This is a genomic window from Streptomyces sp. NPDC042638 (assembly GCF_040647235.1).
Classification (GTDB): domain Bacteria; phylum Actinomycetota; class Actinomycetes; order Streptomycetales; family Streptomycetaceae; genus Streptomyces; species Streptomyces rameus.
Genome location: NZ_JBEZBT010000014.1, coordinates 1 through 19955 on the forward strand (window position 1 = coordinate 1; position 19955 = coordinate 19955).

A 19955-nucleotide genomic window follows, 5' to 3' on the forward strand; every position below is an offset into this window, starting at 1 on the left:
CGCCCACCCCCCCCAGCCCCCGTCACACCACCACCCCCCGCCCCCCCCCCCCCGGCTCCTGTTGGACGGCATGCCCCGGGGCGGCCGGTGCTCACCGCACCGGCCGCCCTTTTCCACGCCTCAGCTTCTTCCGCGCCTCAGCTTCTTCGCGCCTCAGCTTCTTCGCGCCTCAGCCTCTCCCCGCCTCCGCGCGGGGACCTACGCCTCGGCGGCGACGATGTCCCGGCAGCGCTGCACATCCACGGCCATCTGCTCCAGCAGGGCCGCCAGCGTCTCGAACCTGGCCTGGCCGCGCACGTAGGCGAGGAAGTCGACGGCGACGTGCAGGCCGTACAGATCGAGGCCGACGCGGTCGATCGCGTACGCCTCGACCGTGCGCTCGGTGCCGTCGAACTGCGGGTTCGTGCCGACGGAGATCGCGGCCGGCATGGCCTCGCCCTGCACGTGCAGGTAGCCGGCGTACACGCCGTCGGCGGGGATCGCGGTGTGCGGGAGCGTCTCGACGTTGGCCGTCGGGAAACCCAGTTCCCGGCCGCGCTGGGCGCCCCGGACGACGACGCCCTCCACGCGGTGCGGGCGGCCCAGGATCTCGCGGGCGCCCTCGACGTCGCCCCCGGCGACCAGGCGGCGGGTCAGCGTCGAGGAGAACGGCTCGCCACCGCCCGCCTCACCGGTGACGTACAGGTCGACGACCTCGACCTCGAAGTCGTAGATCTTGCCCTGCTCGGTGAGGAACTCGACGTTGCCGGCCGCCTTGTGACCGAAGCGGAAGTTGGGGCCTTCCACGACCGCCTTGGCGTGCAGCTTGTCGACCAGGACCTTCACCACGAACTCGGCGGGCGAGAGCTTCGAGAACTCGGTGGTGAACGGGAGGATGAGCACCGCGTCGACGCCCAGCTCGGCCATCAGTTCGGCACGGCGGTGGTGCGGGGCCAGCAGGGGCGGGTGGCTGCCGGGGCGGATCACCTCGCTGGGGTGCGGGTCGAAGGTGACCACGACGGCCGGGACGCCCAGTTCACGGGCGCGGTCGACGGCGTGCTTGATGATCAGCTGGTGGCCGCGGTGGACGCCGTCGTAGGAACCGATGGTGACGACGCTGCGCCCCCAGTCCTGGGGGATGTCCTCCAAGCCACGCCAGCGCTGCACTGTGACCGCTCCTCGAACCCTTGTCCGTATCTACCTTGACCGCGTTGTGCAGGTCTAAGGGTGCCATGCCGGATGCCCCCGGTCGGCATCGGCATGGGGGCTGTGACGGGGCGCACGTTCCGCCGTGCCGATCATGCCGGTACGCGTACGCCCGCAAGGTTTTCGATCATGCGGCGGGCACTGGGTCCCACCACGGCGGCCCAGTCGTCGGGGGCGTCGGTCAGCCAGCGTGCCATGCGCACGGCGAAACCGGGCACGTGCCGGCCGAGGTCGACCAGACCGCGGTCGAAGCGGGTGGCGCCCTCGGGCGTACGGACGAGGAGCATCCCGGTGCGGTGGACCAGACCACGCACCTCGTCCTCCCGGCGGTACCCACCGTCACCGAAGTCACCGCCCGCACCCCCGTCCCCGCTCACGCTCCAGCTCCGGTTCCGGCTCCGGTCGACGCCGAGGTCCCCCTCGCCGTCCCCTTGGGCCGCCGCCGCGTGCAGGACGGCGGCCAGAACGGCGGGGTCCTGCTCCCGGACGAGCAGGAACTCCAGCAGCTCGCGGCGGAGCGGGCGGGAGGCCGGTGTGCCGGCGGCGGCCAGGACGGTGGCGAGGGCCGACCGGACCTGCTCCGGCCCGCCGTCGAGCAGGCCGGTGACGAGGGGCAGCAGGACCGGGCGGGCCGTGGGGCCCTGTTCGAGGCGGCGGTCGACATAGCAGGCGACATGCCCGGCGCTCTCCGGGCGCAGCCGCACCGCCTCCTGGACCAGGTCGGCGACCCGGCGGGCGAGGGCCGGGGTGGTGACCTCGGCGAGGGTGCGCAGGGCGGCTCCGGCCTCCGGGCCGCCGGTGTCCGGGGCGCGCAGCCGGGCGCGGAACGCCTCCAGGACCGGTTCCGGATGCGTGGTCAGGGCCGGGACCAGGGCGCTCGGCGGGAACTGCGGGTCGCCGTCGGCGAAGTGACGCAGCGCGGCGGACAGGTACCCGTCGCGGGTGTGCGGGTCGTGGACCAGCAGCGCCAGCGCACCGCCGTGCAGGGTGCAGTCTGCGGGGCGGGCGAGCAGGGCGAGGGCGGTGTGGCGCAGCAGCTCGCGGTCCGCCCCGGAACGGAGGTGCGGGGCCGCACGCAGTCCGAACGCCACCGCCGCCACCCGACGGGCGGGGCGTTCGTCGTGCGCCCAGCGGTCGACCGCCCGGCAGACGGCCGACGGCTCCTCCTCGGCGAGGACCTCGAGCAGTTCGTCGGCACGCCGGTGGGCACAGGCCACCAGCACCTCGGTGAGCTGGTCCAGGGCGCGGTGCCGGTGGGTGTGCAGCAACGCCTGCGCCGCGGTGGCCACGGTGGCGTGCGGTGTCGCGGGCAACGGCCGCTCGTCGGTGAACCAGTGCGTGAGCAGGGGCTGTACGACGCCCGGGGCGTCCACGAGCAGTCCGGCGACGACGTCCAGGTAGCGGTCGCCCGCCGCGGGCGGTGCCGGGTCGGCCAGGACGAGCCGGCGCAGCAGGTCGAGGCGCTCGGCGTCGGAGACGGGGAGCGCGGTCCAGAAGGCGGGGCCGAACTCGGCCGGTACGGGCCGCCGGGCGCGGCGCCAGGCGACGACGCGGTCGCAGAGCAGGCGCAGCACCTCGGTGTACGGCGTCGCGTCCGGGACCTGGAGCAGCGTCCGGGCGAGCAGCCGGGCGGCCCACCAGGAATCGGTGTCGTGGTCCAGTGCGTCGAGCAACTCCCGCAGGCGCGGACCGAGTTGGTGGGGGCCGTGCTGGCGGTCCAGGAGCAGCAGGGCCTGTACGACGGGGCCGACGCGGTGGTGCGGCACCGGGACGGGGGTGCGGGTCTCGCACGGCCGGCTCGCGCGGTGCACCAGGGCGCGCAGGGCCTCGTCCAGGTCCAGGTGCATGCCCTGGATCCAGTCGGCCAGGTCCTCGTGGGCGAAGCGGTAGCCGCCGCCGGCCGGCACGAGGAGGCCCTCGGTGAGGACGGCGGAGGCCCACCCGGTGCCGCCGCCGAGCCGGGCGGGGGCGGGTCCCCAGGGGAACACCGCCTCGAACGACGTGCGGTCCAGTTCCCCCTGCCCCGCTCCGAGGCTGCGGCGGGCCGCCTCGTGCACCTGCCCGGCCACCCGCGCCGCGAGCCGTCGTACGGCCGTGCCGCGCAGGCCGCCGGCGGCGGCGAGGCGGACCGCGACGCGCAGGCACATCAGGTCGAGGTAGGCGGCGAAGACGTCGTGCCGGTCGAGGGGGCCGGTGGCGGGCGCGTCGGGAACGGCGGCCCGGACCTCGGACAGCAGCCGGAGGGTGAGCGGATGCCGTGCGTCCCGCTCGCCGAGCGCGCCGTCCGGAATCCCGTACCGGGCCCGGGCCCACCGTCCCTCGTCGTCGGTGAGGTCACCCACCCGCACACAGGGCGGAAGGGAACCGGCGGCCCCTCCCGGACCAGCCCCGGTGACGCCCTCTCCACCGGCGGGATCACCGGCGTCACCGGGCACGCACACCGGCTCGCCCTCCTCCATGGGAACGGCCCGGCCGACCGGGGCACCGGCCGCCTCGGCACCGCCCGCCTGCGCACCGCCCGCCGGAGACCCGGACCACCCCGAACAGCCGGAACATCCGGAACATCCAGGACAGCCGGAACCCGCGGCCGTGCACGTCTGCCCGCTCCCGCCCTCCGGGATGTGGAGCAACCCCGCGGGAAACGCACTTCCCGCGCGTTCCCAGTGTTCCTCCCGGCAGGCCACCACCAGGCGTGCGCCCGTCTCGCGCAGCCAGGCCGCCGTGCCCCGGGTCCAGTCGGCCAGGCGATGGGCGAGCACCGGGGGCATCTCCTCGGGACCGTCGAGGAGGAGCAGCAGCGGCCGGCCGGCCCGGGCGGCGAGGCGGGCCAGGTGTTCGGGGGTGACGTCGCCGAGGTCCTCGGGCCGGACAGCGCGGGAGGCGGCGACGATCCGGGCGGCACGGGCCAGCGTGCGGCGGGCGGCGTCGGCGACCGAGTCGTCGGCGTCGGTCAGGTCGGCGCCGCGCAGCCAGAGGGTGGGGGCGGGCCGCTCGCCCCGGGCGCGGCGGGCGGCGAGGGCGGCGAGCTCCGTCGTACGACCGCTGCCCGGGGCGCCCACCAGGCCGAGCACGGGACGGTCCGCGTCGGTGAAGGCGGCGAGCTCCCGGGCGATGTCGGCGCGTTCGACCGGCGCGACGGCGTCCGGGTGGCCGGTGAGGGCGTCCGGGGGACCGTCCTGGCCCACCGAGGTGGTGGTGAGCTGGAGGATGCCGGCCAGGTTGAGGTCGGCGCCGTAACCGGGCACGGTGGCCGCGTTGCGGGCGAGCAGGGCGGCGAGGGCGCCGTCGGCGGGCCGCAGCGGGACCGCGAAGCCCGCGTCGCGCTCGGCCGTGTGCAGTGCGGTGCCGAGGACGCCGATGACAGCGCCGGTGCGGGCGTCGAGCACCGGTCCGCCGGCCGCGCCGCCGCCGAGCCGGAGCGCGTCCCGGCCCGCCGTGCCGATGGCCAGCTCCAGGGCGCCGTCCAGCAGGTGGAAGCGGTCGGTGGCGGTGTACGTCACCTCGGTGGCGGCCAGCACCCGTGCCTCGCGCCAGCAGCCGGCGAGGATGCGGACGTAGGTGCCGGCGTCGATCCGTTCCCGCTCGGTCAGCGGCAGCGGCTCCACGTCGAGGCCCTCGGTGCGCACCAGGGCGAGGTTCAGGTCGGGCAGCGGGGTGACGGCGTCGGCGGCGACCAGGCAGGTGCGGTCGCCGGTGGCGTGCAGCACCAGCCGGGCCAGGCCGTCGACGGTCTCGTGGCTGGTGAGCAGGGTGCCCTCGTGGTCGGCGAGGAAGCCCAGGCCGCGCACGCGGCCGGCCAGGTCCCGGATCCGTACGAGGGCGGCATCGACGCGGGCGGTGTCCACGGCACCGGCGTCACCGGGATCCCCGGTCTCGTCCCGGGTCCCGCCGTCGCCGCCCGGTCCGCCGTACGCACCCGGTCCCCCGTACGCACCCGGTCCCCCGTACGTGCCCTCCCCGTACACACTGCGCCCGAACGCACGCCCCTGTTCCGTGCGCCCCTGTTCCGTGCGTCCCTCCTGCGTCCGGCGACCGTCCGCGCGACGAGAGTGCCCGGAGCGACCCCACTGCCCGGAGCCGTCCCCGTCATCCCGGCGCCCGCCTCCGGTGCGCGGGCCCCGTCCCGCCATGGCCGTACCTCCCGCCCGTCCCCGTTCCCTGTCATCGACGGTAGGTGCGTGATGATCGGCAGGACAGATCGCGCGGCGAACGCGCCCCCTTCCGCTCCCCCGGTTCACTCCGAGCGCCTGCCCGGACGGGTGAATAGGCGAAGGCTGCTGGATAACCCTAGGGGTGGGGGAACCGAGGGGGGATCGTGGAGCGGCGGCAGGGCCCACCCGTGGCCGGCCGCCGCTCCACGGCAGACAGCCCGGGAACCGCCCGACGGCGCTCCGACGAAGCCCGCGGAGGGCTGGGACGTCGCCCGCTCAGGGCCAGGACGGAGCCCCCGAAGGCCCGGGCGAGGCCCCCCCGTAACGCCCGGGCGGAGCCCCCGCGCTCAGCCGAAGACCGCCAGGCTCTTCGCCTTGCCCCGTTGCTCCTCCACGAGCGCGACGAAGCGGCCCTCGGGGTCGAAGACGGCCACGGGGCCCGCGCCCGCGTACTCGTCCGGCATCTCCAGCCGGACGCCGTTCAGCAGCAGCCGGGACCGCTTGGCGTCGAGCTGCCAGCGCCGGAACGCCGCGGAGGCGGCCTCGGCGACCGGCATCACGGTCAGCTCCTGCTGCAGCTGGTCCAGGGTCCTGGCCGCGTCCAGCTTGTACGGCCCGACGCGCGTCCGGCGCAGCGCGGTCAGGTGGCCGCCCACTCCCAGGTCGGCGCCCAGGTCGCGGGCGATCGCGCGGATGTAGGTGCCGGAGGAGCAGACCACCGACACCACCAGGTCGAGCACGGGCGTGCCGTCCTCGGCGACCGCGTCCCGGACGTCGTACACCGTGAAGGAGGAGATGGTCACCGGCCGGGCGGGGATCTCGAAGTCCTCGCCCTCGCGGGCCCGCTTGTACGACCGTACGCCGTTGATCTTGATGGCGCTGACCTTGGACGGCACCTGCATGATCTCGCCGGTGAGCTTGGCGATACCGGCGTCGATGGCGTCCCGGGTCACCTTGGAGGCGTCGGTGGACGAGGTCAGCTCGCCCTCGGCGTCGTCGGTGAGGGTGTTCTGGCCCAGGCGGATGGTGCCCAGGTACTCCTTCTCGGTGAGCGCGAGGTGCCCGAGGAGCTTGGTGGCGCGCTCGACCCCGAGGACCAGGACACCGGTCGCCATGGGGTCGAGGGTGCCGGCGTGGCCGACGCGGCGGGTCCTCGCGATTCCGCGCATCTTCGCGACCACGTCGTGCGAAGTGAAGCCCGACGGCTTGTCGACGATGACGAGGCCGTCGGGCGGTGTGGGCTTGCTGGTCATTCGGCGGCGTCGTCCGTCCCGTCGTCTTCCTCGCCCGGCTTGCGGTACGGGTCCGCGTCACCGGCGTATGCGGCGCCCGCGGACACCTCACGCACCTTCTCGTCGGACTGGCGCGCCTTGTCGAGCAGGTCCTCGATGGTCCGGGCGGTGTCCGGGAGGGCGTCCGCGACGAAGGTCAGCGTCGGCGTGAACTTCACACCGGCCGCCGCTCCCACGGCCGAGCGGAGGACGCCCTTGGCGCTCTCCAGGCCGGCTGCCGCCGCCTTCCGCTCCTCCTCGTCGCCGTAGACCGTGTAGAAGACGGTCGCCTCCCGCAGGTCACCCGTGACCCGGGTGTCCGTGATGGTGACGTTCGAGCCGAGCCGCGGGTCCTTGATCCCGCGCTGCAGCTTCTGGGCCACCACCTCCCGGATGAGGTCCGCCAGCCTTTTCGCCCGCGCGTTGTCGGCCACTGGTCCGTCTCCCGTTCTTTCTCTTGCTTGCGTTTCGTGGTCAGTCGTCGTCGCCGTGGAAGCGCCGTCGCACGGACAGCAGCTCCACCTCGGGGCGGGCGGCGACCAGCCGCTCACACCGGTCCAGTACGTCGGTGACGTGCGCCGGGTCGCCGGAGACCATGGCCAGGCCGATGATCGCTCGCCGGTGGAGGTCCATGTGGTCCACCTCGGCCGCGCTCACGGCGTACTTCCGCTGGAGTTCGGCGACGATCGGGCGGACGACGGAGCGCTTCTCCTTCAGCGAGTGGACGTCGCCGAGGAGGAGGTCGAAGGACAGAGTCCCCACGTACATGTGTGTAACCGGTTCACCCGCCGGTACGGGATCGATGGCCCCGGGTCCGTGTGGCCGGGGACATCAAGAACCGTACAACGAAGCGGCCCGCACGATCGACGGATATTACGCTCCGTGGACCGTGGATGCGGGCCGCAAACGGCGTGCCGGCCGACGGGACCGAAAGTCCCGTCGGCCGGCACGGACCGTAGGCGTTACGCCCGCGGCTTCTCGCGCATCTCGTACGTCGCGATGACGTCGTCGACCTTGATGTCGTTGAAGTTTCCGAGGTTGATACCACCCTCGTAGCCTTCGCGGATCTCGGTGACGTCGTCCTTGAAGCGACGCAGACCCTCGATGTTGAGGTTCTCCGCGATGACCTTGCCGTCGCGGATGAGGCGCGCCTTGGTGTTGCGCTTGACCTCGCCGGAGCGGATGAGAACACCCGCGATGTTGCCCAGCTTGGACGACTTGAAGACCTCGCGGATCTCCGCCGTGCCCAGCTCGACCTCTTCGTACTCCGGCTTGAGCATGCCCTTGAGGGCCGCCTCGATCTCCTCGATCGCCTGGTAGATGACCGAGTAGTACCGGACGTCCACGCCTTCGCGCTCGGCCATCTGCGCCGCGCGGCCGGCCGCGCGGACGTTGAAGCCGATCACGATGGCGTCGGAGCCCATCGCCAGGTCGATGTCGGACTCCGTGACCGCACCGACACCACGGTGCAGGACGCGGATGTCGACCTCTTCGCCGACGTCCAGCTGGAGCAGCGAGGACTCGAGGGCCTCGACGGAACCAGAGGCGTCACCCTTGATGATCAGGTTCAGCTGCTGGACCTCGCCGGCCTTGAGCACCTTGTCCAGGTCCTCCAGCGACACGCGGCGCGTGCGCTTGGCGAACGCGGCGTTGCGCTCACGGGCGGCACGCTTCTCGGCGATCTGACGGGCCGTACGGTCCTCGTCCACCACCAGGAAGTTGTCGCCCGCACCCGGGACGTTGGTCAGGCCCAGGACCTGGACCGGCGTCGACGGGCCGGCCTCGGCGACGTTGTTGCCGTTGTCGTCGAGCATGGCGCGCACGCGGCCGTAGGCGTCGCCCACGACCATCGTGTCGCCGACCCGCAGCGTGCCTCGCTGGACGAGGACCGTCGCCACGGCACCGCGGCCGCGGTCGAGACGGGACTCGATCGAGATGCCCTGCGCGTCCTGGTTCGGGTTGGCCCGCAGGTCGAGCGAGGCGTCCGCGGTGAGGACCACGGCCTCCAGCAGCGAGTCGATGTGCAGACCCTGCTTGGCGGAGATGTCGACGAACATGGTGTCGCCGCCGTACTCCTCGGCCACCAGGCCGTACTCGGTCAGCTGACCGCGCACCTTGGTCGGGTCGGCACCCTCGACGTCGATCTTGTTGACCGCGACCACGATCGGCACGTCGGCCGCCTTGGCGTGGTTGAGCGCCTCGACCGTCTGCGGCATGACGCCGTCGTTGGCCGCGACGACCAGGATCGCGATGTCGGTCGACTTCGCACCACGGGCACGCATGGCGGTGAACGCCTCGTGACCCGGGGTGTCGATGAAGGTGATCCTGCGCTCTTCGTCGTTGACCTCGGTCGAGACCTGGTAGGCACCGATGTGCTGCGTGATGCCGCCGGCCTCGCCCGCGATGACGTTCGTCTTGCGGATGGCGTCGAGCAGTCGGGTCTTACCGTGGTCGACGTGACCCATGACGGTGACGACCGGCGGACGGACCACCAGGTCCTCCTCGTCGCCCTCGTCCTCGCCGAACTCGATGTCGAAGGACTCGAGCAGCTCGCGGTCCTCCTCCTCCGGGCTGACGATCTGAACCGTGTAGTTCATCTCGCCGGCGAGGACCTCGAGGGTCGCGTCGGAGACGGACTGCGTGGCCGTGACCATCTCGCCGAGGTTCATCATGACCGCGACGAGCGACGCCGGGTTGGCGTTGATCTTCTCCGCGAAGTCGGTGAGGGAGGCACCGCGCGACAGGCGAATGGTCTCGCCGTTGCCGCGAGGCAGCATCACGCCGCCGACCGACGGGGCCTGCATGGCCTCGTACTCCTGGCGCCTCTGCCGCTTCGACTTGCGGCCACGACGCGCGGGACCACCGGGACGGCCGAAGGCGCCCTGCGTGCCACCGCGGCCACCGGGACCACCGGGACGGCCGCCGAAGCCGGGACGGCCACCGCCGCCACCGCCGGGACCACCGGGACGGCCGGCGAAACCGCCGCCACCGCCACCGCCGGGACCAGCCGGACGGCCGGCGAAACCGCCGCCACCGCCACCCGGACGACCGGCGAAGCCGCCGCCACCCGGACGACCGCCGCCGCCACCGGGACGACCGCCGCCGGCACCGGGACCACGGCCGCCGGGGCCACCGCCGCCCGGACGCGGGCCGGCAGCGGGACGCTGCGGCATCATGCCGGGGTTGGGACGCGGACCGGCCGGGCCGGGACGCGGGCCGCCGCCCTGCGGACGGGGCATGCCGGACGGCGACGGACGGGGACCGCCGGGAGCCTGCGGACGCGGACCGCCGCCCTGGGCGCCGGGCGCCTGCGGACGGGGGCCGCCACCGGGGGCACCGGGGCCACCCGGACGCGGACCGCCCTGCGGGCGCGGAGCCTGCGGACGGGCCATGCCGGCGTTGCCGCCGGAGGTGAAGGGGTTGTTGCCCGGACGCGGACCCGACGGACGGGCACCCGGACGCGGCGACTGGCCGCCGGGACGCTGGGCACCCTGGCCCTGACGGCCCTGGCCCTGACCCTGACCGGGAGCCGGACGGCCACCGGGCTTCGGGGCGCCGGGACGGGAACCGGGACGCGGACCCTGCGCGGCCGGGGCCTGCGGGGTCTGGGCGGCCGGAGCGGCCGGCGGAGCGGTGAACTCCGGGGCTGCCGGAGCCGGGCGCGGCGCGGGCTTGGGGCCCGGCACCGGACGCTGGCCGAGGGCCGGCGCGGGGGCCGACGGGGTGGTGGGCTGCTCCGCCGGGGCAGCGGGCTGCTGGGCGGCCGGCGCGGTCGGAGGCTTGGGAGCCGGCGGCCTCGGGGCAGCCGGACGTGCCGACTGCGCCGGAGAGGGCGCGCCGGGCTTGGGGGCGGCCTTGCGCGGGGCGGGCTTGCCGGCGGACTTGCCGTTGCCACCGCCCTGGAAGGCGTCGGTCAGCTTGCGTACAACCGGCGCTTCGATGGTCGAAGACGCCGAACGGACGAATTCACCGAGTTCCTGGAGCTTGGCCATGACGACCTTGCTCTCGACACCGAACTCCTTGGCGAGTTCGTAGACCCGGACCTTAGCCACTTCGCTCCTTTGAGGTCCGGGTTGAAGCCGGACCGTCGCTAGTTCATGGGCGTACTCATCGCGTACTCATCGAGTGCTCATCGCAATCTCGACCTGCTTTCGACTCGCGAGGTACCAAGCCGCACGGGGTTCCGTACGACACGTCTTACGGTGTTGCCTGCTCGGCAACTCTTGTCTGCTCGACGTATCGGCGCAACGCCTTTGTGTCGAGCGCTCCCGGGACGCGCAGTGCCCGCGGGAACGCCCGGCGGCGAACCGCCAGGTCGAGACAGACCAGGGCGGGGTGCACGTAAGCACCCCGGCCGGGCAGCGTACCGCGAGGATCGGGGACGCACGCATCCTCGATCCTCACGATCCGCAGGAGATCGTTCTTGGCCGCCCGCTCCCGACACCCCACACAGGTGCGTTCAGGGCATGCTCGGGTGTGCGTCCGGCCAGACACTCTTAAGTCTACCTCCCCGTACCGACCTCACCCCTTCGGGGCAAGAATCGAACGGTCGTTGTCGTGATCTCAGCGACGTTCGGCTTGGATCTATTCCCCGGCCGGCTCGGTGTCGGGCCGGATGTCGATCCGCCAGCCGGTCAGCCGGGCGGCGAGGCGGGCGTTCTGGCCCTCCTTGCCGATCGCCAGCGACAGCTGGTAGTCCGGCACGGTCACCCGTGCGGAGCGGGCGGCCATGTCGACGACCTCCACCTTGCTCACCCGAGCGGGTGACAGGGCGTTCGCGACCATCTCCGCCGGATCGTCCGACCAGTCGACGATGTCGATCTTCTCGCCGTTCAGTTCGCCCATCACGTTGCGCACCCGGCCGCCCATGGGGCCGATGCAGGCGCCCTTGGCGTTCAGACCCGAACGGGTGGACCGTACGGCGATCTTCGTACGGTGACCGGCCTCGCGGGCGATGGCCGCGATCTCCACCGAGCCGTCGGCGATCTCCGGCACCTCCAGGGCGAAGAGCTTCTTCACCAGGTTGGGGTGGGTACGGGAGAGGGTCACGGACGGGCCGCGGACGCCCTTGGCGACGCGGACGACGTACGACCGCAGCCGCATGCCGTGCGGGTAGGTCTCACCGGGCACCTGCTCCTGCACCGGCAGGATGGCCTCCAGCTTGCCGATGTCCACGAGCACGTTCTTCGGGTCGCGGCCCTGCTGGACCACGCCGGTGACGATGTCGCCCTCGCGGCCGGCGTACTCGCCGAGCGTCGCGTCGTCCTCGGCGTCGCGCAGCCGCTGCAGGATCACCTGCTTGGCGGTGGTGGCGGCGATGCGGCCGAAGCCGGACGGGGTGTCGTCGAACTCGCGGACCTCCTGGCCCTCCTCGACGTCCTCCGGGTCCTCCTTCGCCCACACGGTCACATGACCGGTCTGCCGGTTCAGCTCCACGCGCGCGTGACGGCGGCTTCCCTCGGTGCGGTGGTAGGCGATGAGGAGGGCCGACTCGATCGCCTCGACCAGCAGGTCGAAGGAGATCTCCTTCTCCCTGACCAAGCCCCGCAGGGCGCTCATGTCAATGTCCACGGCTACGCCTCCTCCTCTTCCTTCATGTCCTTCTTGTCCTTGCGGTTGAACTCGACCTGCACGCGCGCCCTGTCGATCTCCGGGAAGCCGAGCCGGCGGGTGGTGGCCTTGCGGCCCTTGACCCCGGGGACCTCGACGTCGAGGCCGTCCTCGTCGACCTCCAGGATCCTGGCGACCAGCTCGCCGCCCTCGGTCAGCTGGAACTTCACGAGGCGGTCGGTGGCGCGCACGTAGTGGCGGTGCTCGGTGAGGAGGCGCTCGGCGCCGGGGGTGCCGACCTCCAGGTCGTAGGTCGCGTCACCCATCGCGTCGGTCTCGTCGAGCTTCGCCGAGAGCGCGCGGCTCACATCGGCGATGGCGTCCAGGTCCGCCCCGGTGTCGGAGTCGACGACCACACGCAGCACCCGCTTGCGTCCTACGGAGTCCACGGCGATCTCTTCGAGATCCAGCCCCTGGGAGGTGACGAGCGGTTCCAGCAGCTCTCGCAGCCTCTCGCTCTGGGTGGTGCTCATCCGGGTGACTCCTCGGCCGCGTGTGCTGTTGTGGGATGGGTCGCGTGTCAGGTCAAAGGGTATCCGGTCGCGGAGGCTGTTGCCGTCCACCCGTGGCCGGGCGGTGCCGGTGAGTGGTGCGCGCGGGACGCGCGGGTACGGTGATCACGGGCGTGCCGCCCGCCGGCTGTGCCGCCTTCGCCGTTCCCTCCGTACGAGCTCCCGAGGACGTCTGCAGTGCCGTATCCCCCACCGCCGCGCACCCGCTCGGGGCCGCGCAGAAGATCCCTGCTCGCCTCGGCCGCCGGCGCCGCCCTGCTGGCGGGCTGCTCGGCCGGTCCGGACTCCGGCGACGACGGCCCGTCGGCCGCCGCCCGGGCACGCGCGCGTGCGGCCCGGGACAGCCGGGGGCTGCTGGACCGGTACGACGCCGTGCTCGCCGCGCATCCCGCGCTGGCGGACCGGCTGGGCCCGCTGCGTACGCAGGTCGCCGCGCACGCGACGGCCTTCGCGGAGGGCGCGCCGGCCACCGCCGCGGCGACGGCCGGCCCGTCGGCCTCCGCCACTCCCGTCCCGGCCGCCGAGAAGGACGCCGTCGCCGGGCTGGCGGCCGCCGAGCGCGCGCTGGCCGACCGGCGGGCCAGGGAACTGCTGACGGTGCCGGGCGAGCTGGCGCGGCTGCTGGCGTCGGTCGCGGCGGCCGGTGCCGCACACGCCTACCTGCTGACGGAGGGTGCCCGGTGAGCGACGGGACGGACCAGGCCGACCAGGCCGAGATGACCGCGCTGCAGGCGGCGCTGGCGGCGGAGCACGCGGCGGTGTACGGCTACGGCGTCGTCGGCGGGCGGATCGGCGAGCCGCACCGGGCCGAGGCGCGGGCGGCGTACGACGCCCACCGGGCCCGCCGGGACGCGCTGGTGCGGGCGGTGCGGGACCTGGGCGGCACCCCGCTCGCCGCGAGCGCCGGTTACGCGCTGCCGTTCCCGGTCCAGGACGGGACGGCCGCGGTGCGGCTGGCCGCGCGGCTGGAGGAGCGGGTCGCCGGGGTCTACTCGGACCTGGTGCGCGCGGCGACCGGCGCGCGGCGGGCCGACGCCGCCGGGGCGCTGCGGGAGTCCGCGGTGCGGGCGGTGCGCTGGAGCGGGGAGAGCGTAGCCTTCCCTGGGCTCACCGAACGGTCCGGCGAGCACGCGGGCGCCGCCGGCACCACCGCGTCGGCCTCCGCCTCGGCGAAACGCTAGGCGAGGGCACGGCGGCCCGCACCGGGCCGGTGGGACGGACCGCGCGCGGGACGAGGGCCCGTACGGCAGGACGGCAGGAACGTGCCCGGGAAAGGCCGCGGGCAGCCCACGGATCGGCCTCGGAAGCAGGACGGGCCGCACGAAGGACCCGGTGGGACCGCGGACGGCCGGCCAGGAGCCGGCCGGACTCGGGTCGGACCCGGGTCGGTCCGCGGACAGGACCGGCCGCCGGGCACGGCCCGACAGGCCGCGACAGGCCGCGACAGGAAGGGAAAGACTCGCGCATGGCTTTCGAACCGCCGCCGCGTCTGGTGCGTGCGCTCGGTGAGACGGCGCCGGCCGGGGACGACTGGCTGGCGCAGCTGCCCACGGCGGCCGAGCGGGCCGTGGCCCGGCGCGAGTTGACCGTCGAGCGGGTGCAGGTGCCGGGCGGTCGCGGCAGTCTGGTCGTGCTCGTGCGGCGGCCGGACGGCACCCCGGCCGTGCTGAAGCTGGCGCCGCCCCGGGCCCGTCCGGAGAGCGAGCGGGCGGCACTGGCGCACTGGGCCGGGCTGGGCGCCGTACAGCTACTGGAGGGCGGTGCGGACGACGGGGCGCTGCTGCTGGAGCGGCTGCACCCGGACGTGTCCGTGCGCTCGCTGCCGGAGGCGAAGGCACTGCTGGAGGCGGCGGGGACGTTGCGCAGGCTGTGGGTGACGCCGCCGGCCGGGCACGCCTTCGAGACCGTCGCCGAGCGCACCGGGCGGCAGGCGTCCGCCATGCGGGCGAGCGCCGGGACGGATCCGGACACCGCCTCCCTGGTGGATCCGGCGCTCGCCGCCCGCGAGGAGCTGCTGGCCGAACCGCCCGAGCAGCTGTTGCTGCACGGCACGTTCCGGCAGAGCAAGGTGCTCGCGGGCGAGCGGATGCCGTGGCTCGCGGTGGGCCCGGACCCGGTGGTCGGCGAGAGCGCCTTCGACCTGGCGCGGCTGGTCCGGGACCGGGTGGAGGACCTGATCGCGACGCCGTCCGGACCGGCCACCACCCGGCGCCGGATCAAGCGGCTCGCGGAGTCCCTCGAGGTGGACCAGGAGCGGTTGCGGGGGTGGACGCTGTTCCGTGCGGTGGAGTCCGGTGTGCGTGCGCTGCGCGTGGGACGGCCGAAGGACGGGGAGCTGCTGCTGGAGTTCGCGGGCTGGCTCTCCTGAGGCTGCCGCGTGACGGTGTCCCCGGCCGCCGGCGGTGTGCCGGCGCCCGCTCACGGCGTCACGGCGGCCGGCTGTGGCCTGCCGGCATGCCGAGCGGCCCGCTCGCCTGCGGCGAGCGGGCCGGTGCACAGCTGCGGGGGCGGGCGGCGATCAGGCCGTCAGGCGGGCGATCGCGTCCTCGACCGAGAGTTCCTCGCGCTCACCGGTCTTGCGGTCCTTCAGCTCCACCACGCCCTCGGCGGAGCGGCGGCCGGCGACCAGGATCTGGGGGACGCCGATCAGCTCGGCGTCGGTGAACTTCACGCCCGGGGAGACGCCGGCCCGGTCGTCCACCAGGACGCGGACGCCCGCCGCGGCCAGCTTCCCGGCGACGTCCAGCGCCAGCTCGGTCTGCAGGGCCTTGCCGGCGGCGACGACGTGCACGTCGGCCGGGGCGACCTCCTTGGACCAGACCAGGCCCTTGTCGTCGGCGGTCTGCTCGGCGAGCGCGGCGACGGCGCGGGAGACGCCGATGCCGTAGGAGCCCATGGTGACGCGGACGGGCTTGCCGTTCTGGCCGAGGACGTCCAGCTTGAGGGCGTCGGTGTACTTGCGGCCCAGCTGGAAGATGTGGCCGATCTCGATGGCGCGGTCCAGCTTCAGGCCGGTGCCGCACTTCGGGCAGGGGTCGCCGTCCTGTACGACGACGACGTCCACGTACTCGTCGACCTCGAAGTCCCGGCCGGCGACGACGTTCTTCGCGTGCGTGTGCTCCTTGTTGGCGCCGGTGATCCAGGCGGTGCCGGGGGCCACGCGCGGGTCGGCGATGTACTTGACCTTCTCGCCGAGACCCTGCGGGCCGACGTAGCCGCGGACCAGGTCGGGGCGCCCGGCGAAGTCCGCCTCGGTGACCATCTCGACGGCGGCCGGGGCGAAGTGCGCCTCCACCTTGCCCAGGTCCACCTCACGGTCGCCGGGCACGCCCACGGCGACGATCTCGCCGTCGACCTTGACCAGCAGGTTCTTCAGCGTGGCGGAGGCCGGGACGCCGAGCGAGGCGGCGAGCGTCTCGATGGTCGGGGTGTCGGGGGTGGGGATCTCCTCCAGCGCGGGCACGGCCGAGCCGTCGACCGGCTTCAGCGCGTAGGTGATCGCTTCCGTGTTGGCGGCGAAGTCGCAGTGGGGGCAGTCCGCGAAGGTGTCCTCGCCGGCCTCGGCCGGAGCGAGGAACTCCTCGGACTTGGAGCCGCCCATGGCGCCGGCGGTGGCCGCGCAGATGCGGTAGTCGAGGCCGAGGCGCTCGAAGATCCGCTGGTAGGCCTGGCGGTGCAGGGCGTAGGACCGGGCGAGGCCCTCGTCCTCCAGGTCGAAGGAGTACGAGTCCTTCATCAGGAACTCACGGCCGCGCAGGATGCCGGCGCGGGGGCGCGCCTCGTCGCGGAACTTGGTCTGGATCTGGTAGAGGATCACCGGCAGGTCCTTGTAGGACGTGCACTGGTCCTTGACCAGGAGGGTGAAGATCTCCTCGTGGGTGGGGCCGAGGAGGTAGTCGCCGCCCTTGCGGTCCTTGAGCCGGAACAGCTCCTGGCCGTACTCGTCCCAGCGGCCGGTGGCCTCGTAGGGCTCGCGCGGCAGCAGGGCCGGCAGCGAGACTTCCTGGGCGCCGATGCCGTCCATCTCCTCGCGGACGATGCGCTCGACGTTGGCGAGGACCTTCTTGCCCAGGGGCAGCCAGCTCCAGATGCCGGCGGCCGTGCGGCGGACGTAGCCGGCGCGGACGAGGAGCTTGTGGCTGAGGACCTCGGCGTCGGCCGGGTCGTCGCGCAGAGTCTTCGCCATCAACTGGGACATGCGCTGGACCGGTGCGTTCGCCATGGTTGTCGTACTCCTGCCGGATGGTGGTCCCCCCGCGCGGGCGAGGCCGAGCGTGGGGAGGGTGATGGCATAGGAGGTTAGCCGGGCGGACTGGGCCGGTGGAAATCGGTTATCGCCTGCGCAGCGGCAGCGGGGCGCCCATCACGGCGTAGGGCCGTGGTGCGCTCGGGAAGTGGACCCGGCGGGCGAGGTCGACGTAGCCGAGGGAGTGGTACAGCCCGCGGGCGGGGCTGTCGGTGTCGATCGCGGAGAGGATCGAGCGGGGCTCGGCGGCGGTGTCCGTGATGGCGGTGATCAGGCGCCGGCCGATGCCGCGGTTCTGGTGGTCGGGGTGGACGTGCAGCTCGGTGATGACGAAGGAGTCGTCGAGCCAGTCGTCGTGGCCGCCCGCGCGGAGGTAGGGCTCCACGACGGTGGACCACCAGTGGGTGCGGCTGTTGGGCATGCCGTAGACGAACCCGAGCAGCTGTCCGCGGCTGGTGGCGCCGAGGGCACGGGCGCCCTGGTACTGCATGTGGCGCTGGACGATCTGACGGCGTACGGCGACTTCTTCCGGGCCGAGCCCGAAGGCGAGGGCTTGGACGGCCAGGGCCTCGTCGATGTGGGCTGCGAGGTCCAGGGCACCGATCACGAGGTCCATGCCGGGAGGGTACAGGGGAGTCAGAACAGTACGCTCATGAAGGCTCCCACCTCCTGGAAGCCCACCCTGCGGTATGTCCTTCTGGCCGCCGTGTTGAAGTCGTTCACGTACAGGCTGACGACCGGGGCCACGTCCGTCAGGGCGTAGCGCAGCACCGCCGCCATGCCGGGGGCCGCCAGCCCCTTGCCCCGGTACTCGGGGGCCACCCACACGCCCTGGATCTGGCAGGCGTCGCGGGTCGCCGCGCCGATCTCCGCCTTGAACACGACCCGGCCCCGGTCGTCGACGCGGGCGAAGGAGCGGCCGGAGCCGACGAGTTCCGCGACCCGGGCCTGGTAGAGCAGGCCGCCGTCGCCGGCCAGCGGGGAGACGCCGACCTCCTCGGTGAACATCGCCACGCACGCCGGCATGATCGTCTCCATCTCGTCCTTGCGGACGCGGCGGACGTACGGGTCGGGGGCGATGTCCGCCGGCATGCTGTCGGTGACCATCAGCGGCTGCTGGGCGCGGACCTCGCGGGCCGGGCCCCAGTGCGGCTCCAGCAGCCGCCACAGCTGGGCGGTGGCTTCCGCGGGGCCGACGATGGACGAGCAGCGCCGGCCGGCCCGGCGGGCGCGGTCGGCGAAGGCGCGGACGGCGCGCGGGGTGGCGCAGACGGGGACGAGGTTGGCGCCCGCGTAGCACAGGGACGTGAGCATGCCGTCCTCGTACCAGCCCCACATCTCGCCGCCGAGGCGCCAGGGGTCGAGTCCGGCGACCTGGACCCGGGAGGACACGAAGGCGTTCGCGACCGGCTCGCGGTCGAGGACGGCGAGCGCGGCATCAAGGTCGCTCGGTTCGAGCACCCGGGAGGTGGTCTGGGTCAACACGTGCGGGGCCTCACCCTGGGGTTCTGCTGGTCCCGGCACTATAACTGCGCCGCCTTGGCGGTGCGCAGTCGAACTCCGCGGCGGGGTCCGTGGGCGCGACCGGTCCGCCGTGGCCGCCCGCGCCATACTCCCCGCCTCGGACGGGCGCCCGCCCCCGGCGGTGCCGGGAGAGATCAGTCCGCCACCGACACCGACGGTTCGCCCGAGGCCACGCCGTCGGCCTCCATCTGCTCGGCCAGCTTCATGGCCTCCTCGATGAGGGTCTCCACGATCTTGGACTCGGGGACGGTCTTGATGACCTCGCCCTTGACGAAGATCTGGCCCTTGCCGTTGCCGGAGGCGACGCCGAGGTCGGCCTCGCGGGCCTCGCCGGGGCCGTTGACGACACAGCCCATGACGGCGACGCGGAGCGGGACCTCCATGCCGGTGAGGCCCGCGGTGACCTCTTCGGCGAGCTTGTAGACGTCGACCTGGGCCCGCCCGCAGGAGGGGCAGGAGACGATCTCCAGGCCGCGCTGCTTGAGGTTCAGCGACTCCAGGATCTGGATGCCGACCTTGACCTCCTCCGCCGGCGGGGCCGAGAGGGAGACGCGGATGGTGTCGCCGATGCCCTGGGAGAGGAGCGCGCCGAAGGCGACCGCCGACTTGATCGTGCCCTGGAAGGCCGGGCCGGCCTCGGTCACGCCGAGGTGGAGGGGGTAGTCGCACTGCGCGGCGAGCTGGCGGTAGGCCTCGATCATGACGACCGGGTCGTTGTGCTTGACGGAGATCTTGATGTCGCGGAAGTCGTGCTCCTCGAAGAGGGACGCCTCCCACAGGGCGGACTCGACCAGGGCCTCGGGGGTGGCCTTGCCGTACTTCTGGAGCAGGCGCCGGTCCAGGGAGCCGGCGTTGACGCCGATGCGGATCGGGGTGCCGTGGTCCTTGGCGGCCTTGGCGATCTCCTTGACCTTGTCGTCGAACTGCTTGATGTTGCCGGGGTTGACGCGGACCGCGGCGCAGCCGGCCTCGATGGCGGCGAAGACGTACTTGGGCTGGAAGTGGATGTCCGCGATGACGGGGATCTGGGACTTCCTCGCGATGGTGGCGAGGGCGTCGGCGTCGTCCTGGGTGGGGCAGGCCACGCGGACGATCTGGCAGCCGGAGGCGGTCAGCTCGGCGATCTGCTGGAGGGTGGCGCCGATGTCGGAGGTACGGGTCGTGGTCATCGACTGGACCGAGACGGGCGCGTCTCCGCCGACCGCGACGCTTCCGACCTGGATCTGCCGGCTCTTGCGGCGCTCGGCGAGCTTGGTCGGAACGGACGGCATGCCGAGAGAAATCGCAGTCATCTGCTGTGCAACCCCAAGTCGTGGATCAAGCTCCGGTCCCGTGAACGGCGCGGGCCCCAGCCTCCGAGATTACGGCACGGGGGTGGGGGGCGGCACATCCCACCCGCAAACCCACTCGAAGGTAGGCGGCCCGCAACCGCTGGGTTCCGGGCCCCCTGGAACGT

Annotated in this window: 16 protein-coding genes; 3 read left to right on the forward strand and 13 right to left on the reverse strand. The window is 73.4% G+C overall.

Annotation, left to right across the window (positions count from 1 at the left end; all coding sequences use genetic code 11):
• Window positions 1-198: 198 nt before the first annotated feature.
• From AB0B40_RS14195 to rimP, 9 genes are all read right to left on the reverse strand, one after another.
• Complete coding sequence (locus tag AB0B40_RS14195) at window positions 199-1146, reverse strand: bifunctional riboflavin kinase/FAD synthetase (protein ID WP_345055449.1); 948 nt, start codon at window positions 1144-1146, stop codon at window positions 199-201.
• 131 nt (window positions 1147-1277) lie between these two features.
• Entirely contained in the window at window positions 1278-5315 is a 4038-nt protein-coding gene (locus AB0B40_RS14200) for a hypothetical protein (protein WP_362264005.1), read from the reverse strand.
• 368 nt (window positions 5316-5683) lie between these two features.
• Window positions 5684-6589, reverse strand: a complete 906-nt coding sequence (truB, locus tag AB0B40_RS14205; RefSeq protein WP_345055445.1) for a tRNA pseudouridine(55) synthase TruB — start codon at window positions 6587-6589, stop codon at window positions 5684-5686.
• Window positions 6586-7041, reverse strand: a complete 456-nt coding sequence (gene rbfA, locus AB0B40_RS14210) for a 30S ribosome-binding factor RbfA (RefSeq protein WP_345055443.1) — start codon at window positions 7039-7041, stop codon at window positions 6586-6588. Before rbfA ends, truB begins: the two co-directional genes overlap by 4 nt.
• 40 nt (window positions 7042-7081) lie before the next feature.
• Window positions 7082-7375, reverse strand: a complete 294-nt coding sequence (locus tag AB0B40_RS14215) for a DUF503 domain-containing protein (RefSeq protein WP_345055441.1) — start codon at window positions 7373-7375, stop codon at window positions 7082-7084.
• A gap of 194 nt (window positions 7376-7569) precedes the next feature.
• Entirely contained in the window at window positions 7570-10659 is a 3090-nt protein-coding gene (gene infB / locus AB0B40_RS14220; RefSeq protein ID WP_362264006.1) for a translation initiation factor IF-2, read from the reverse strand.
• Window positions 10660-10804: 145 nt separating this feature from the next.
• Window positions 10805-11101: a YlxR family protein gene (locus tag AB0B40_RS14225; RefSeq protein WP_345060313.1), complete on the reverse strand. Its 297-nt coding sequence runs from the start codon at window positions 11099-11101 to the stop codon at window positions 10805-10807.
• A gap of 90 nt (window positions 11102-11191) precedes the next feature.
• A complete protein-coding gene (nusA, locus tag AB0B40_RS14230) occupies window positions 11192-12178 on the reverse strand; it encodes a transcription termination factor NusA (protein ID WP_345060312.1) in 987 nt (328 codons plus the stop codon).
• 2 nt (window positions 12179-12180) lie between these two features.
• Window positions 12181-12690, reverse strand: coding sequence for a ribosome maturation factor RimP (rimP, locus tag AB0B40_RS14235; RefSeq protein ID WP_345060310.1), 510 nt, complete (start codon window positions 12688-12690; stop codon window positions 12181-12183).
• Window positions 12691-12906: 216 nt separating this feature from the next.
• Between rimP and AB0B40_RS14240 the strand changes: the two genes are divergently transcribed.
• The 3 genes from AB0B40_RS14240 (at window position 12907) to AB0B40_RS14250 (ending at window position 15097) form a co-directional block, all read left to right on the forward strand.
• Window positions 12907-13413, forward strand: coding sequence for a hypothetical protein (locus AB0B40_RS14240; RefSeq protein ID WP_362264007.1), 507 nt, complete (start codon window positions 12907-12909; stop codon window positions 13411-13413).
• Window positions 13414-13445: 32 nt separating this feature from the next.
• Window positions 13446-13910, forward strand: coding sequence for a ferritin-like domain-containing protein (locus tag AB0B40_RS14245; RefSeq protein WP_345055228.1), 465 nt, complete (start codon window positions 13446-13448; stop codon window positions 13908-13910).
• 284 nt (window positions 13911-14194) lie between these two features.
• A complete protein-coding gene (locus AB0B40_RS14250; RefSeq protein WP_345055140.1) occupies window positions 14195-15097 on the forward strand; it encodes an aminoglycoside phosphotransferase family protein in 903 nt (300 codons plus the stop codon).
• A gap of 150 nt (window positions 15098-15247) precedes the next feature.
• Here AB0B40_RS14250 and AB0B40_RS14255 read toward each other — a convergent pair whose 3' ends face one another.
• The 4 genes from AB0B40_RS14255 to ispG all read right to left on the reverse strand — a co-directional run bounded on the left by AB0B40_RS14255 (window position 15248) and on the right by ispG (window position 19791).
• On the reverse strand, window positions 15248-16951 hold the full coding sequence (locus tag AB0B40_RS14255; RefSeq protein WP_345055142.1) for a proline--tRNA ligase: 1704 nt from the start codon (window positions 16949-16951) through the stop codon (window positions 15248-15250).
• A gap of 109 nt (window positions 16952-17060) precedes the next feature.
• Entirely contained in the window at window positions 17061-17591 is a 531-nt protein-coding gene (locus tag AB0B40_RS14260; RefSeq protein ID WP_345055146.1) for a GNAT family N-acetyltransferase, read from the reverse strand.
• Between the two features lie 20 nt (window positions 17592-17611).
• The gene (locus tag AB0B40_RS14265; protein WP_345055148.1) at window positions 17612-18460 is read right to left on the reverse strand and encodes a GNAT family N-acetyltransferase; all 849 of its coding nucleotides are present in this window, start codon (window positions 18458-18460) and stop codon (window positions 17612-17614) included.
• Between the two features lie 173 nt (window positions 18461-18633).
• Complete coding sequence (gene ispG, locus AB0B40_RS14270; RefSeq protein ID WP_345055151.1) at window positions 18634-19791, reverse strand: flavodoxin-dependent (E)-4-hydroxy-3-methylbut-2-enyl-diphosphate synthase; 1158 nt, start codon at window positions 19789-19791, stop codon at window positions 18634-18636.
• Window positions 19792-19955: the final 164 nt, after the last annotated feature.